15 protein-coding genes are annotated in these 15,381 nt (G+C 51.0%); 6 read left to right on the forward strand and 9 right to left on the reverse strand.

Going from position 1 to position 15,381, the window contains the following annotated elements; all coding sequences use genetic code 11:
- Positions 1-4: 4 nt before the first annotated feature.
- On the reverse strand, positions 5-844 hold the full coding sequence (locus tag GS398_RS01400; RefSeq protein WP_160904954.1) for a hypothetical protein: 840 nt from the start codon (positions 842-844) through the stop codon (positions 5-7).
- Between the two features lie 177 nt (positions 845-1,021).
- Between GS398_RS01400 and GS398_RS01405 the strand changes: the two genes are divergently transcribed.
- Positions 1,022-1,411, forward strand: coding sequence for a response regulator (locus GS398_RS01405; protein ID WP_160904955.1), 390 nt, complete (start codon positions 1,022-1,024; stop codon positions 1,409-1,411).
- Between the two features lies 1 nt (position 1,412).
- Positions 1,413-2,267: an N-acetylglucosamine kinase gene (locus GS398_RS01410; protein ID WP_160904956.1), complete on the forward strand. Its 855-nt coding sequence runs from the start codon at positions 1,413-1,415 to the stop codon at positions 2,265-2,267.
- Here GS398_RS01410 and GS398_RS01415 read toward each other — a convergent pair.
- The 7 genes from GS398_RS01415 to GS398_RS01440 all read right to left on the reverse strand — a co-directional run bounded on the left by GS398_RS01415 (position 2,239) and on the right by GS398_RS01440 (position 9,953).
- Positions 2,239-3,525 (reverse strand): MFS transporter, encoded by a 1,287-nt coding sequence (locus tag GS398_RS01415; protein WP_160904957.1) that lies wholly within the window; start codon positions 3,523-3,525, stop codon positions 2,239-2,241. The genes GS398_RS01410 and GS398_RS01415 overlap by 29 nt on opposite strands.
- Positions 3,506-4,894, reverse strand: a complete 1,389-nt coding sequence (locus GS398_RS01420; protein WP_160904958.1) for a M20/M25/M40 family metallo-hydrolase — start codon at positions 4,892-4,894, stop codon at positions 3,506-3,508. The genes GS398_RS01415 and GS398_RS01420 overlap by 20 nt, the downstream gene beginning before the upstream one ends.
- Positions 4,895-4,941: 47 nt before the next feature.
- Positions 4,942-7,047 carry an ATP-dependent DNA helicase RecG gene (gene recG, locus GS398_RS01425; RefSeq protein ID WP_160904959.1) on the reverse strand — a complete coding sequence of 702 codons (2,106 nt, stop codon included), beginning with the start codon at positions 7,045-7,047 and terminating at the stop codon, positions 4,942-4,944.
- Between the two features lie 11 nt (positions 7,048-7,058).
- Complete coding sequence (locus tag GS398_RS01430; RefSeq protein WP_160904960.1) at positions 7,059-7,994, reverse strand: EamA family transporter; 936 nt, start codon at positions 7,992-7,994, stop codon at positions 7,059-7,061.
- Complete coding sequence (locus GS398_RS01435) at positions 7,987-8,379, reverse strand: RidA family protein (RefSeq protein ID WP_160904961.1); 393 nt, start codon at positions 8,377-8,379, stop codon at positions 7,987-7,989. Before GS398_RS01435 ends, GS398_RS01430 begins: the two co-directional genes overlap by 8 nt.
- Positions 8,380-8,395: 16 nt before the next feature.
- Positions 8,396-8,536, reverse strand: a complete 141-nt coding sequence (locus tag GS398_RS22215) for a DUF6728 family protein (protein ID WP_202405919.1) — start codon at positions 8,534-8,536, stop codon at positions 8,396-8,398.
- Positions 8,537-8,615: 79 nt separating this feature from the next.
- Positions 8,616-9,953, reverse strand: a complete 1,338-nt coding sequence (locus GS398_RS01440; RefSeq protein ID WP_160904962.1) for an OmpA family protein — start codon at positions 9,951-9,953, stop codon at positions 8,616-8,618.
- Between the two features lie 160 nt (positions 9,954-10,113).
- Between GS398_RS01440 and GS398_RS01445 the strand changes: the two genes are divergently transcribed.
- Entirely contained in the window at positions 10,114-11,403 is a 1,290-nt protein-coding gene (locus tag GS398_RS01445; protein WP_160904963.1) for an aminopeptidase P family protein, read from the forward strand.
- A gap of 3 nt (positions 11,404-11,406) precedes the next feature.
- Here GS398_RS01445 and meaB read toward each other — a convergent pair whose 3' ends face one another.
- Complete coding sequence (gene meaB, locus GS398_RS01450) at positions 11,407-12,294, reverse strand: methylmalonyl Co-A mutase-associated GTPase MeaB (RefSeq protein ID WP_160904964.1); 888 nt, start codon at positions 12,292-12,294, stop codon at positions 11,407-11,409.
- Positions 12,295-12,348: 54 nt separating this feature from the next.
- Here meaB and GS398_RS01455 point away from each other — a divergent pair, with 54 nt between their 5' ends.
- Genes GS398_RS01455 through GS398_RS01465 form a run of 3 tightly spaced genes read left to right on the forward strand, consistent with a single transcriptional unit; the run spans position 12,349 to position 15,374 of the window.
- A complete protein-coding gene (locus GS398_RS01455) occupies positions 12,349-13,329 on the forward strand; it encodes a glycosyltransferase family 9 protein (RefSeq protein ID WP_237488059.1) in 981 nt (326 codons plus the stop codon).
- On the forward strand, positions 13,317-14,381 hold the full coding sequence (locus tag GS398_RS01460; protein ID WP_160904966.1) for a glycosyltransferase family 4 protein: 1,065 nt from the start codon (positions 13,317-13,319) through the stop codon (positions 14,379-14,381). Before GS398_RS01455 ends, GS398_RS01460 begins: the two co-directional genes overlap by 13 nt.
- Before the next feature lie 9 nt (positions 14,382-14,390).
- On the forward strand, positions 14,391-15,374 hold the full coding sequence (locus GS398_RS01465) for a glycosyltransferase family protein (RefSeq protein ID WP_160904967.1): 984 nt from the start codon (positions 14,391-14,393) through the stop codon (positions 15,372-15,374).
- Positions 15,375-15,381: the final 7 nt, after the last annotated feature.

Consider the following 15,381-nt stretch of genomic DNA (forward strand, 5'->3'; position numbering starts at 1 on the left):
AGAATTAATAATATACGAACCGCTTTTTATAAACCCGGTCGATCTTCCGCTTTTTCCCTGGACGGCCGGGCTCGCTGGTTACTTTATAGACTTTTTCCCCGGTACAGTTTCCCAGCACATCGTACTGGTACTCATGTTCGTACACGTAGGTTTTGCCGCTGGCATAAGTTACCGAAGATGTGAGCGGATCCCCGCGATCATTAGATAGGTGGTTACCATTTTTAACCGCCGACCCGAAGTCGATGATCAGTGTATCGCCTGAGAGCCGGTTGCCATCGTTCGAGAAAAGGCTGGTAACGGCGATGTTTTTATCGTAGTCGTATTTTGCTGTCTCCATGCCAAAAGCCATGCCGCGATGGTCGAACAACCGGAGTTCAACCGGGTCGCCTCTTTCGTTGTTAACGATCTTCGCCAGGCGCGTTCGGTTACCTTCGGCATCCTGGTCGGTCACCTGCACCAGGCAATCTTTCTCATCGTAAGTATACACGGCAGTTTCTTTGGCGTAGCCCAATGATGACCATCTTTCGAACACCCGCTGCAAATGAAGCCGCCGTGCCGTATCGCAGTGGTAGGATAATTTCGCCTTGAGCGTGCCGTCTTCGCTATACCGCTCCTCGGTAACCAGCATACCTGAACGATCGTACCGCTTAACGCTCTTTTCAGTTGTACTGGCGTTTCCGTCGTAAAAGGTATTGGTTTCCGTGATCTGCATGGGTTTTCCAAACCGGTAATCCCTCATTTCATTCATATGCAGCGCCGTATAGATATCCTGCGCGACGCCACGTAACGATACCAGGCACAGGATGAACGTGATAACTACCGGTCTCGTTCTGCGAAATTTCATTTAACAATATAAGCAACATCGTGCGAACTCCCGGGGTGCCTGTTCAATATTATATTTCACCAGGAGGCCCGTTTTAAGCAACTTATTCGTTTATATTCATGTATAATGTATGTTGGCGTTTAAATTCAGCAGGGACAACTGTTTGATAACCCGGCTAAACTACTATTTTTGATAAATATGGCGTACAGGCACAAGACCGTTTTGCTGGTGGATGATAGTTACCTGGATAACCTGATCAGCAGGAAAATACTGGAAAAGAGCAACTATGCGGAAAATATCGTCGTGATCGACTCTCCGCAACGCGCTGTAGCCTATATCGAGAATAGCATTAAGGTGAAAAAGGACATTCCCGAGATCATTTTTCTCGATATTCGTATGCCGGAGATGAACGGATTCGATTTTTTACGCAAGATCAACGTAATTGAAGGGATCGCCAAGCATGAGATTAAGATCTACATGCTTTCGTCGTCGCTCGACCCCAACGATCTTAAAAAAATTGAAGAGAATCAGTTAGTATCAAAGTTCATCGGTAAACCGCTAACAAACGAAATTCTCGAAGAAATATAAAATGATCTTAGTAGCCGACAGCGGTTCTTCTAAAACAGACTGGATCCTTTCCCTCCCGGGATCGGAAAAATTAACGTTCCATTCCTCGGGTATCAACCCCTTTTTCCTCACCGATAAAGACATTACCAACATGCTGATGCATACGCCGGAAATCCAGCCGTATGTTGACCAGGTAGAGGAGATCTATTTTTTTGGTGCGGGATGCTCCAGCCCTGATAAGCATGAAGTGGTTTCCAATGGCCTTTCGGGGGTTTTTAAGAACGCGTTCATCAGCGTCGATAACGATATGATCGGCTCGGCGTATGCCACCTGCGGCCACCACAAAGGGCTCACCTGTATTTTGGGTACCGGCTCCAATATTTCTTTTTTCGACGGGCAGGATGTGCAACCCGGTTTCCACGGGCTGGGTTATATTCTCGGCGACGAAGGCTCGGGAAGCTTCTTCGGGAAAAAACTGATCACAGGATACCTCAACGGGCAAATGCCTGTTAGCCTGCAAAAGCCCTTTAAGGCGAAATACGATCTTACCAAGGATTCCGTGATCCACAACGTGTACAAGCGCCCGCTGCCCAACCGGTACCTCGCTTCGTTCGCCCGTTTTATGGCCGAACATCGCGAACATCCCTATGTGGAGGAGTTGCTGAAAAGCGGCTTCCGGGAGTTCGTAAAATCGCACGTGCTCCCGTACCCCAATTACCGCGAGTACAATTGCCACTTCGTGGGATCCATCGCTTTCCATTTCCAGGATGCGCTCCGCAATGCTTGCGAGGCAAACGGCGTTCACGTAGGGAAAGTGCTCGAGAAGCCGATCGTAGAGCTTTATGAATTTATTTTGAAGCAGGCGGTGGCTGGTTAGGCACCTGGATGTCACCCAGCCCGAGCGGTACCAGCATTTTCGTTTTCAGGTAAGTAACGGTTACGATGCCCAATGTCATGCATCCGCCGAAAAGCACCGCAGGCACCGTACCCATCAGCCTGGCGGTAAAACCGGATTCGAAAGCCCCTATCTCATTCGAGGAGCCGATGAACATGGAATTTACGGCAGATACCCTTCCCCGCATGGTATCGGGCGTGAGGAGCTGCATCAGTGTCTGGCGAATGATCACACTTACGCTGTCAAATGCGCCTTCGCAGAACAGGAACAACAACGTAAGGTAATAGTTGGTAGAAAGCCCGTAACAAATAATGCTTGCGCCAAACCCGGTTACGGCCAGTAGCAGGTTTTGCCAGGGCTTGTTCATGGGCGAGAAACGTGCCGAAGCCACCATGACGATCACGGCGCCAACGGCTGGCGTGGCGCGCATGATACCAAACTCCTTCGCACCTACGTGAAGCACTTCGGAGGCGATAGCCGGTAACAAGGCCACAGCGCCGCCAAAGAAGACTGAAAACAGGTCGAGCGACATGGCGCCGAGCATCATTTTATTGCCAAACACGAACTTGATACCCTCATCCAGGCTCTTGTAGATGCTTTCCTTAGGGACGTAAACCGGCGGACTGTGAGATAGAAAGAAGATGCACGAAAACGACATGACCAGGAAGAACAGGATCACGCCAAAGGTTACCGGTACGCCGGCAAAGCCGATCAGCAACCCGCCTGCTGCCGGACCCACAATGGAGGCGACCTGGAAGGCCGTGGTGCTCCATGTCGACGAATTGGGATAAAGTTCCCTCGGAACGATCCTTGCCACCATGGCAAATACCGTAGGCCCGAGAAAGCCGCGCCCGATACCCATCAGGAAGATCATGAGAAAGATGATCCATACCACGTGTCCCTGTCCCAGGCGCTGCACCATCGAAGGCAGCGTAACCACGAACATTACCCCCGACCCGGTAAAAAATGTGAGCAGGATCGTTTTCAACAGGCGCGTTTTTTCAGACTTATCCGCCACGTAGCCACCATATAAAGCGATGCCGACTGCCGGGATCGCTTCGGCAAGGCCGATGAGACCCAGCGAAAATTTATCATGTGTAATGTGAAAAACATACCAGCTTACCGCCGCCGCCTGCATCTGGTAAGCAAACGTCAGAAAAAACCTGACGCCAAGAAACGCCCTGAACTCAGGGTATCGCAACGCACCGTAAGAATCGACCTTAGTTCTTTGGGAATCCATGCTGGTCGATCAGGTAAACCAAGGAGGCGATGGCGGCGCCGCCCAGTTCCAGCTCACGCCTGTTCACGTTTTCGAAAACATCGGCGGGAGTATGGTGGATATCAAAGTAACGCTGCGAGTCCGGGCGGAAACCGATCAGCACAACACCCGGTACGATGCCCAGCGGCTCGATGTCGGTGCCCGAAGCTCCCACGGTTAACGAGCTCGCCTGGTAGGGTTCCAATAACGATTGCCAGTTGGTTTTAATCATCCTCACGAGCGCGGGCGAGGACTGGAAACTAAACCCGCGCGGGGTAAACCCGCCTTCGTCTGACTCTATCGCCGCAATGTGCTTCTCATTTAACCTTTTCGCTTCTTCTGCATACTTTTTGCCGCCTCGCGCGCCATTTTCTTCGTTCATGAACATCACGGCCCTAACGGTTTTTTTTGGCTTATAGCCGGTGGCTTTCAATATCCGCAATACTTCTACCGATTGCATCACGCCGGTACCATCGTCGTGCGCGCCTTCGGCAAGGTCCCAGGAGTCGAGATGACCGCCTATGGTGATAATTTCTTCCGGCTTGTCTGATCCTTTCAACTCGCCGACCACGTTGTACGACAGCACATCAGCCAGGTGCTGGCAGGTTTGTTTAAAATAGAACTTCACCGGGGCGGACGGATTGCTTTTAATCAGCGTACTCAGCCTGTTGGCCCCCTTGGTAGAGATGGCGGCACAGGGAATATTCTTACCGTCGGGCAGGTAGAGGGTGGTGCCTGTATGCGGGTAATCGTCGAGCGCGCCGGTAAGTGAGCGTACGATAGCGCCTACCGCACCATATTTAGCCGCAGTAGTCGGTCCCGACCGCCGCTGATCTCCCGCACCTCCGTAGGCGATACCCGTTTCGATCGGCTTGGGGTCGAATGCCCGGTTAAAGAAAACGATCTTGCCTTTCAGCCCTTTTTCGCCGAGTACGGCCAGCTCCGCGAGACTTTGTACCTCAACGACCTCGGCCGTAACCCCTGCTTTCGGCGTGCCTACCGACATGCCAAGCGCAGCGATAGGGACGCTGATCTGGGTTTTGCCCACAAGGATCTTTGCGGTTTCTTTTTCGCCCCTCACCCAATGGGGGACCATTACTTCCTGGAGGTAAACCCGGTCGAAGCCATAACCTTCCATCAGTTTTTTGGTCCACTCAACCGCTTTTTGGGCATTTGCCGAACCGCTCAGCCGTGGACCGATCTTTTTACAAAGATATTCGAGGTTCTGGTAGCTATTACCGTTTACGAGCGCTTCATCAAATAACTTACGGAACATAACAGAATCCGCATTCTGGGCAACAGCGCTGCCACACAGCAGCAGGAACAAAAAGGATAGCCGGAAAACTTTCATATGGGTGATTTGACGCAAATTTAATCGTTTTAAGGCGTAGAACCCACTCAAGAGATCTTATTCCACGAAATACCGTTCTCCATACGGCTAAAAAAGGCCTTGAGAAGCAAATTGTCAGGGTCGGCCAGCTCCGGGTCGGCATCGAGGATCCTGGTCACGGTGTTCCGCGCGGCAGCAAGCAGTTCCTGGTCATGTGCCAGGTCGGCGATCTTAAGATCAAGGGTACCGCTTTGCTGGGTACCTTCAATATCGCCGGGACCGCGCAGCTGCAGGTCGATCTCGGCGATCTCGAACCCGTCGCTGGTGCGCACCATGGTCTCTAAACGGATCCTGGCCTCGCGGCTAAGCTTGTTCCCCGACATCAGGATACAGTAAGATTGTTCCGCACCACGTCCCACGCGGCCCCTAAGCTGGTGTAGCTGCGATAGCCCGAAGCGTTCCGCGTTTTCTATGATCATTACGCTGGCATTAGGCACGTTCACACCTACTTCTATTACGGTAGTGGCCACCATGATCTGCGTTTCGCCTTTCACAAACCGCTGCATTTCAAAGTCCTTGTCTTTTACCGGCATCTGCCCGTGTACGATGCTGATGCGGTATTCGGGCAATGGGAACGTGCGCGAGATGGCCTCGATCCCCGCTTCCAGGTGCAGCAGGTCGAGCTTCTCGCTTTCGCGGATGAGGGGGTATACCACGTAGATCTGCCTCCCCAGCGCGATCTCCTGCTTCATAAAGCCAAACATACGGAGCCGCTGGCTTTCGTAAAGATGGATGGTCTTGATGGGTTTACGGCCCACCGGGAGCTCGTCGATCACGGAAACGTCGAGGTCGCCGTAAAGGGTCATTGCCAGCGTACGCGGGATGGGGGTTGCGGTCATTACCAGCACGTGCGGCGGCAGGGTATTCTTTCTCCAGAGCCTGGCGCGTTGCTCAACCCCGAAACGGTGCTGCTCGTCTATCACTACCAGTCCTAGGTTCTTAAATTGCACCGTATCTTCGATAAGGGCATGTGTGCCCACCAGTATATCGATCTCACCCGACTCAAGCTGCTGGTGTAAAATCCTGCGTTCCTTGCGGGAAGTGGACCCGGTAAGTAAACGGATGGTCACCAGGTCGCCGCCGGTCATATCCATCAGTGAGCTGGCGTGCTGCTTGGCGAGGATCTCTGTAGGGGCCATCAGGCAGGCCTGGCAGCCATTGTCAACTGCCAGCAGCATACACATCAGCGCCACCGCGGTTTTCCCGCTGCCTACATCGCCCTGTAGTAAACGATTCATTTGCACGCCTCGCTGGGTATCCAGCCGGATCTCTTTCAGTACGCGTTTCTGTGCCCCTGTGAGTTCAAAAGGGAGCTTATCGTGATAAAACGTGTTAAACTTCCCGCCAACGTGCCTGAACACGGGTCCCCGGAATTTCCGGCTGTGAAGCAGCTTATTACGTAAAAGCCTTAGCTGGATAAAAAACAGCTCTTCAAACTTTAGCCGTTGCTGTGCAGCCAGCAAATGTGCCGGGCTCTCCGGGAAATGTATCTGCAAAAAAGCGTTGCGCCGCGAGATCAGCCTATGTTCCCGCATGAGGTAGGCAGGAAGCGTTTCATGGATCTCGTTTAACGCGGGTTCGAGAAGGGCGGCCTGGAGGCGCTGAATCCCGCGGGTATCGAGCGAAAGTTGTTTCAGCTTCTCGGTCGATGAATAAACAGGCTGCAGGGTCATGTTCCCCGTCTTCTTTACGGATGGCTGGTACAACTCCAGTTCGGGATGCGCCATAGACAGTTTCCCGTTAAAGGTGGCCGGCTTACCGAACACGATGAATACGGCACCCGGCGTCAGCATCTTATCCGCCCACCGGATCCCCTGGAACCACACCAGTTCGAGCACGCCGGTGTCGTCCCTGATTTGAGCTACGAGCCTTTTGGTACGCTTCTCTCCTACCAGTTCCTTAGCAATCACTCGCCCGATCACCTGCACGGCGGCAAGGTCGTCGTTCAGCTCCCGGATCTTGTAAAAACGGGTCCTGTCGATATACCGGAATGGAAAATGCACCAACAGGTCGCCGTACGTGGCGATGCCCAGTTCTTTCCTGAGCGCTTCTCCGCGCTGCGGGCCAACGCCCTTAAGGTATTCTACGGGTGTTTGTAAAAGCTGGCTGGTCACGGTTCATTGGCTTACATACCTGTTCCGGGCTCCCGTTTCCCGATCTTTGAAATGATCCCCCAATTAAAAACGATCACGGCCGATAACAGGAGCAGGTAAGCAAGGGACTGATGCAGGGTTATTCCTTCATGAAAGTAAAAAAACGCCACTGTAAACGCAATTACAGGGTTCACATAAATGATTATCCCCATGGTTGACGAGGGTATCCCGGTTAAGGCGTACAAACTCAGGAACAACGGGATAATGGTGAACACCACCGATATGATAAGGATCTGCAGCCAGAAAAAGCCCGCAACCGGAAACGCGGTAAAATGCGCGGCATATAGCGGAATGACCAGCACCGCGGCAATAAACAGGTGGATGCCTAGCATGGTGAGCTTGTCGGCATCCCTGATCACCCGCTGGATGATCAGGTAGAAGGCGTAAAGCGCAGCAATAAACACGGACCACAGCACCTCGGTAAGCGAGCCCTTAGCCAGGATAGCGATACTGACGAAGGCGATGATAATTCCCCCCAGCTTGAGCGTAGATAACTGCTCTTTCAAGAGCAGGAAGCCGCCGGTAGCGGTGATGAGCGGGCAAACCATGTAGGCGAATGCAGCCGATTTAAGACTCACGTTATTGATCGCGTAAATAAATGTATACCAGTTCCCGGTGATCAGGATCCCTGCCAAGAACGTAAGCCACACGATCCGCTTTCGCGCCGCGGGAATTACGGACCGGAACCGGGTAAGGTCTGCGGCTATCGCCTTGCGGCGGAAAAGCGCGATTAACAGCCAGGTAACCAGCAGCGACGTAAAAATACGGTAATACAGGATCTGCTCCGGCGGATACGCCCTGAGGCTGCGCAGCGAAATAGAAAAGAACCCCCAAATGACCGCTGCGCCTATCGCCGCGGCATAATACTTTAAACGACCGGGTGAGTTACCGACCGGGTCATTAGCCATCCGCAAGGGTTTTACAGGCGATAACCGTGATCTCAACGTTTACGTTCTTAGGAAGCCCTTTTACCGCAACGGTTTCACGTGCGGGAAAATCGTCTTCAAAATAAGAACCGTACACTGCATTCACCCGGGCGAACAGCGCCATGTCGCTCAAAAAGATCGAGGTTTTTACGATATCCCCAAGTGCGTATCCGGCTTCGCCGAGAATGGCGCTGATGTTTTTCATTACGAGGTGCGCCTCGTCCTCGATCTCACCCTGTATCACCTCGTTAGATACGGGATCGATAGCTACCTGTCCCGAAACATACAATGTATTCCCAAACTCAACCGCCTGGCTGTAAGGGCCGATGGGAGCAGGCGCCTTATCCGTTTGAATGATTCTTTTCATAATATCTTGGTACCGGCTACTTTAGGATAAACCAGTCGATCAGTTTGTAAATAATGCCCGCCAGGAACATGAGAATGGCGAGCGCATTAATAAAATGCATCACTTTCAGATTGAAGCTTTGTGGCCGGTTAGGGTCCTTTTTCCTGAAAAAATACATGATGCAAAGGTATAAAAATAAAAAACCCTCCCGTTTAAAACGGGAGGGTTTTCAATAATATGCTTAATTATCAATATTATTATTTGATCTCTACACGACGGTTCTGGATACGTCCTTCTTCAGTAGAGTTCGAAGCAACAGGGTTAGCTTCACCGTAACCTTTTACATTGATCCTGCCTGCATCAACACCTGAGTTAACCAGGTAAGTTTTTACAGAGTTAGCACGATCGGTAGATAAGCGCAGGTTATACTCGTCAGTACCTTCCGCAGAAGCATATCCGTTCAGCCATACGGTTGCAGCAGAATTAGCACGCAGATCTGAAGACAACTTGTCTAAGATAGGGTAAGAAGCTGTTTTCAACACAGAGCTGTCGAATTCGAACATGATCGGAGAATAAGAACCCATAGTAGGTGCTGGAGTTACTGTGGTAGGCTCAGGGTGAACGATAGGGCAACCAGCGCCATCAACAGCAGTACCGGCAGGAGTGTTCGGGCACTTGTCGAACTTGTTGGATACACCGTCGCCGTCAGCATCAGCAGAAAGCTGGTTTACCGTGTTCTCCAGTGTGCTTACGCGGCTTTTCAGCGCTTCAACTTCCTGGCGAAGAGTAGGGTCTTTCAATTCATCATACATCAAAGCTACAGGGTTAACCCAGTCCAGGTTTGGTTTTGCAGAAGAACCCAAAGAGAATTCTACACCACCGTAACCATAAGACCATTTGTCTTTAGTAGCAAATTTAGCATAAGTACCGTCCAGGTTATCGCCGTCAAGCAGGTACATGTTGTAACCTAAGTCGAAGTTTACGCGATCAGACAGTTTGAATTTGATACCTACGCCGATCGGGATGAACTGCTCTTTAACGTACTTGTTGTCTTTATCGTCACCATAAGTGCCTTCAAAATCTGTAGTTACATTTGCACCGGTTGTGTAAGCGAAAGAGTAACCGGCTAAACCGTAACCAGCTTTAACAACGAAGTTAACGCTGTTTTCCCTGCGCAGGAAGTCGACAGTAGCTACGTTAACCACACCCGACAAGCTAGCTGCGTATCCAAGTTTGGTTTCGAAAGCTTTTCTGTTGTTAGCAACGCCGCCAACCGCATCAGTGTTGTCTCCGGAGAGATCACCTCTTAAACCGGCAAGCTCCAGGCCGAAAGCATGTCCCAGCTGTTTGCGGAGTGTAAGTCCATAACCAAGGTTAACATCCCAGTTGGTAAAGTCGTTAGAGCCACCTATTAATACTACCGGTGCCAAAACACCTGCATTAACGCCTAACGACCATGTTCTGTACTGCCCTCTGCCGCCAAATACTTTGGCCGGAGTGGCTGTTGTTGCAGCGTCCTGGGCACTGGCAGTTGCTATGCCGAGTACCGAGAGCATTGAGTATGCAACAACTTTCTTAATTGTAGAATAATTCATTGTTCTGTTGTTTTAAGGTTAAACAATTTTTAACTGTGTAATTTTATACAAAAATAATTATAAGTTTGATTTCGCCAAATTATTCAATTACTATTCCAAATTACATATGCATAACATTAAATGCCTGTGATGGTTTTCAATTTTTTAATAATCGACCTTTATGAAGTACCCTGCACCTGATCGTTCCCTATTTAAAAACAACCGGGATAATTTCTGTAAATTACTGAAGGACAAGTCAATAGCACTGTTTAATGCCAACGATGAGTACACACGGAGCGGTGACCAGACTTTCATCTTTAAGCAAAACGCTGATTTATTTTATTTAAGCGGGATCGACCAGGAGCAAACAATCCTGCTACTTTTTCCCGGTTGTCCTAATATTCTATACAGGGAAGTATTGTTTTTAAGACAAACCAGCGAGCACATCGCCATCTGGGAGGGGCATAAATATACCATGGAAGAGGCGCGCAAAGCCTCGGGTATCGAGGCCGTCTATTGGCTGAACGATTTCTGGAACATCCTTCAGGCCGTGATCTACTACGCCGACAACCTGTACCTGAACACCAACGAGAACGACCGTTACGCTCATACTGTGCCATACCGTGATCTCCGTTTTATAGCCGATCTTAAAGACCGTTTCCCGCTGCACAATTATGAACGTGCCGCTCCCTTGATGCGGGGCCTCCGCGCCATTAAATCTGAAACAGAGATCGCCCTCACTCAAAAGGCCATCGATATGACCCGCGATGCCTTTAAACGCGTGCTCGGCTTCGTTCGTCCTGGCGTGATGGAATACGAGATCGAGGCGGAGATCATACACGAGTTTATTAAGCAAGGCGCTACCGGTCATGCGTATAACCCGATCATCGCCTCCGGCAAAAACGCCATCGTTCTTCACTATAACGATAATAACCAGCCGTGCCTGGACGGCGATGTGATCCTGTTCGATTTTGGTGCCGAATACGCTAACTATAACGCAGACATGAGCCGATCTATTCCCGTGAACGGCAGGTTTACCCCCCGCCAGAAAGACGTATACAACGCCGTGCTGCGCGTAATGCGCGAAGCCACCGCCATGCTGGTAGCAGGTACGATATGGAATGAATACCACGAAGAAGTAGGCAAAATAATGCAAAGCGAGCTGATCGGCCTCGGCTTACTGGATAAAAAGGCAGTGGCGGACCAGGACCCGCGTATGCCATTATATAAGAAGTATTTTATGCATGGCACGTCGCATCACCTGGGTATTGACGTACACGATTTTGCAAGCCGCTATGAGCCTTTTGCCGCAGGTAATATATTAACTTGCGAGCCGGGGATTTATATCCCGGAAGAGGGCCTTGGGATACGCCTGGAGAATAACATCCTGATCACCGAAAGCGGGAACATCGACCTGATGGCCGGGATTCCCGTGGAAGTTGAAGAGATCGAGGAACTGATGAACCGGTAGTGCTTATCCGTATTGCGCGGCAAAACGGTACAGGTTAAAGTCCGGCAGCTGCATGGCCTCATGCAGCGCCCTTCTCAGCTGTTGCTTGTCTATGCTTTGCATGCGCCGGGCGGCGATCAGCTTCCAGGCCTTTTCTGTAGCAAGGGCGAGTTTACGGGTATCAGCGTGCGGATGAGGCGAGGTGAGATATGCGGCAAGCGGGGCGATTCCCTCTTTCCGGTTCGCCACCGCTTTAAATACGGGTACGTCGAGCGATTTCATGTGTACCATACGCTCCAGGTTGGCAACGGCGGCATCGGCGCCGTCGCGGTCGGCTTTGTTCACTACGAAAACGTCTGCGATCTCCATTACGCCCGATTTCATGTTCTGCACCTCATCCCCGGCGCCCGGCACCAAAACCACGATGGTTACGTCGGCCAAACCGGCGATCTCTACTTCCGACTGCCCCACGCCTACCGTCTCCACGATCACCTGGTCGAACCCCGCAGCACGCAGTACGTCTACCATCTCGATGGTCTTTACAGACAGGCCTCCGAGCGAGCCCCGGGTAGCCAGCGAGCGGATGAACACATTATTACGGGTAAATTGTTCCGCCATGCGGATGCGGTCGCCCAGCAGCGAGCCAAAATTGAAGGGCGAAGTAGGATCGACGGCCAGCACTGCTACTTTATTTCCCCCGGCAGCGAGGTGATCGATCAGCGCATTGATCAGGGTACTTTTTCCTGCACCCGGTGGCCCCGTTACCCCGATTACAGGGATGTTAAGGTCGGGCTGCAGCGATCTGAGCAGCATTGCCGCCATCGGCAGGTCGTTCTCAACATACGTAAGAATGCGTGCAAGTGATCGAAAATCGGTCTTTACGGACGAAAGTAAATCTAAAGCGGATGTCATTGATCACTATATTTGTTACAAATATATAATCATCAGCGTATAGCGATGAGTGGCATGAATTATAAACACATTATCATTAGCCGTACGGATGCCATCGGGGATGTGACGCTCACCCTCCCTTTGTGCGGATTTTTGAAGTCCGTGTACCCGGATACCAAGATCTCTTTCCTGGGGAAAACGTACACGGAGCCCGTAATCAACACCTGCACGGCCATAGACGGGTTCATTAACTACGATACGCTGCTTCAAAAACCTGAAAAGGAACAGGTCGACTTGCTGAAAAGTACCGGCGCTGATGTGATCGTGCATGTATTCCCGGTAAAACACCTGGCTTACCTTGCAAAAAAAACGGGCATCGGCCTGCGGATCGGCACGCGCAACCGGTTTTATCATTGGTTCACCTGCAACAAACTGGTATCGCTGAGCCGCAAAAATTCCCTGCTGCACGAAGCCGCACTTAATTTATTGCTCTTAAAACCGCTCACTGAGGTTCCTCCCCCATCCCGGAAGGAAATTTACCGTTACTATGATTTTACTAAAACGGTGAGGTTGCCCGCGGTTATCTCAAATTTGTTGAGCGACACGAAGTTCAACCTGGTGATACATCCCAAATCGCATGGCAGCGGGATGGAATGGAGCCTGGATAAATACCGCGAGCTGATCGTTCTATTGCCCGAAGACCGGTTCCGCATTTTTATTTCCGGCTCTGAAAAAGAAAAACCGGCACTTAAGGAATGGATCGCCGGTTTACCCCCGGCCGACCTGGTTGACCTTACCGGGACGATGACCCTCCCGCAACTGATCGCCTTCCTGCATGTTGCTAACGGGCTGGTTGCCTCGGGTACGGGACCACTGCACCTGGCCGCCGCATCGGGTATCCACACCCTGGGTTTATTTCCGCCTAAAAAGCCCATTCACGCCATGCGATGGGGACCGGTGGGCGAAAAGGCGACCGCGCTTACCAGCACATCCGATGACCTCGACACTATAAAAGCCACCGATGTTTACAAAAAAATCAGCGCATGGGAGAAATAACGCCCGGTAGACCATCGGTGCTGGTTACGTTCGATTCGATGAAATACGTAAACACCGGCTTGTACCATTTCGGCAAAAGCCTCGGGGAAGCATTGATCAGGCAAAATGACCGGTTCAACCTTACTTATTACCTGCACAAGCGCGGCCTTTATTTCAAAGACAAAGTGAATACGCTTACCATGGCGAAATACCATAAGCTCTATTTCCCGCGTTCGCGTGATTTTGACGTGGTCCACGTAACCGACCAGATCGGCCGCCTGGACCCGAAAAAGGTAAAGGCCGGGAAAATAATGACGCTCCACGACCTTAACTTTTTACATGAGACCGCGCATGATGAAAAAAAGCTCAGCAAGCAACTTGATGCGCTGGCCAATATGATGGGCCATTTCGACAGGATCGTTACCATTTCGCATTTCGTGCGGCGTGATGTGCTGTCCTACTTTCCCGAAATGAGCGGTAAGGTCACGGTGATCCATAACGGCGCCGACAAACTGGTGCCGTTCCCGGGGCATCAGCCTGCCTACCGGCCGCAAAAGCCTTTCCTTTTCACAATAGGCCTGGTGTCGTCAAAAAAGAATTTCCATGTATTACCGGCGCTCCTGGCGCGTAACGATTTTGAGCTGGTGATTGCCGGCATCGAAACGCCCTACCAGGAAAAAGTGATGGAACAAGCCAGGACCTTCAACTGCGCAGACCGGGTAAAGATCATCGGCACCATTTCAGACAACGACAAAACCTGGTATTTCAAAAATTGCCAGGCATTTGTGTTCCCATCGCTGGCAGAAGGGTTCGGCCTGCCGGTGATCGAGGCTATGCATTTCGGCAAACCCGTCTTTCTTTCAGATAAAACGTCCCTGCCCGAAGTGGGCGGCGACAGTGCCTGGTATTTCACCTCTTTCGAACCGGAGGCCATGCAGCAGGTATTTGAAACCGGCATGAACAATTTCGAATCGAACAACCTGGAAGAAAAAGTGATAAGGCATGCGCAAAAATTTTCGTGGGATGCAGCTGCGCTTTCCTATCTTCAGCTTTACTCGGAATATACCCGATAATTGTCGCCTATGATAGAAAAGCCTTTCAACGAACTGACGCATTGGGAAAAACTATGGCTTAAGATCACAGACAAAAGCCGGCACCGGCATTACCTCGAGCGGCTCAAGGTATTCCGGATCGGGAAGGACCTCCGCAATTTTGCACAGCATAACAACCTGCTGAACCCGGAGGCTATTCGCGGCATAGCGGCCAATACCAGGGTACTGAACCTGGTACACAGCGGTAACGCCGGCGACATTATTTACGCCCTGCCCACCATTCGCGAAATCGGGCGGCTGACCGGCCTTCCCGTACACCTTTTCCTGAAACTGTATGAATCGACGCTGATCTCGTCGCACTATAAGCACCCGCTTGGCAACGTGATGATGAATGACGTCATCGCAAAAATGATGGTTCCTTTGCTGGATACGCAGCCATACCTGCAAAAATGTTCCCTGTTTAACGGCGAGCCTATCCACATCGACCTCGATGCTTTCCGCAAAGCGGGACTACTGCTCGACCGCGGGAATATCGCTGCGTGGTACAACTACTTTACAGGGCTAAAACCCGATCTGTCAGAAAAATGGCTCGATGTTCTTCCAAATCCCGCCTATAGCGATTACATCGTGCTGGCGCGAAGCTCGCGTTATAATAACCCGGTGATCAACTATTCATTTTTAAACAAGTATGACAAGCTCATCTTCGTGGGCGTGGATACCGAATACGAAGCCATCAAAAAACAGGTAGAAAACATACAGTGGCAGCAAGTAACGGATTTTATAGAGCTGGCTTCCATCATTGCGGGCTGCAAGCTGTTTATCGGTAACCAATCCTTCCCGTTTGCCATCGCCGAAGGGCTTAAAGTGCCTCGTTTGCTGGAAACCGCGGTAGAGTCGCCGAACGTATTGCCGGAAGGAGGAGACTGCTTTAACTTCTGTTTCCAGGAACACCTGGAATGGTTTACCGACCACCTGTTGAACGGTCCGGGCAGCCGTTCCGATTTAAAATCCTAATTTTGAG

Source organism: Hufsiella ginkgonis, from assembly GCF_009834915.1.
Lineage (GTDB): Bacteria > Bacteroidota > Bacteroidia > Sphingobacteriales > Sphingobacteriaceae > Hufsiella > Hufsiella ginkgonis.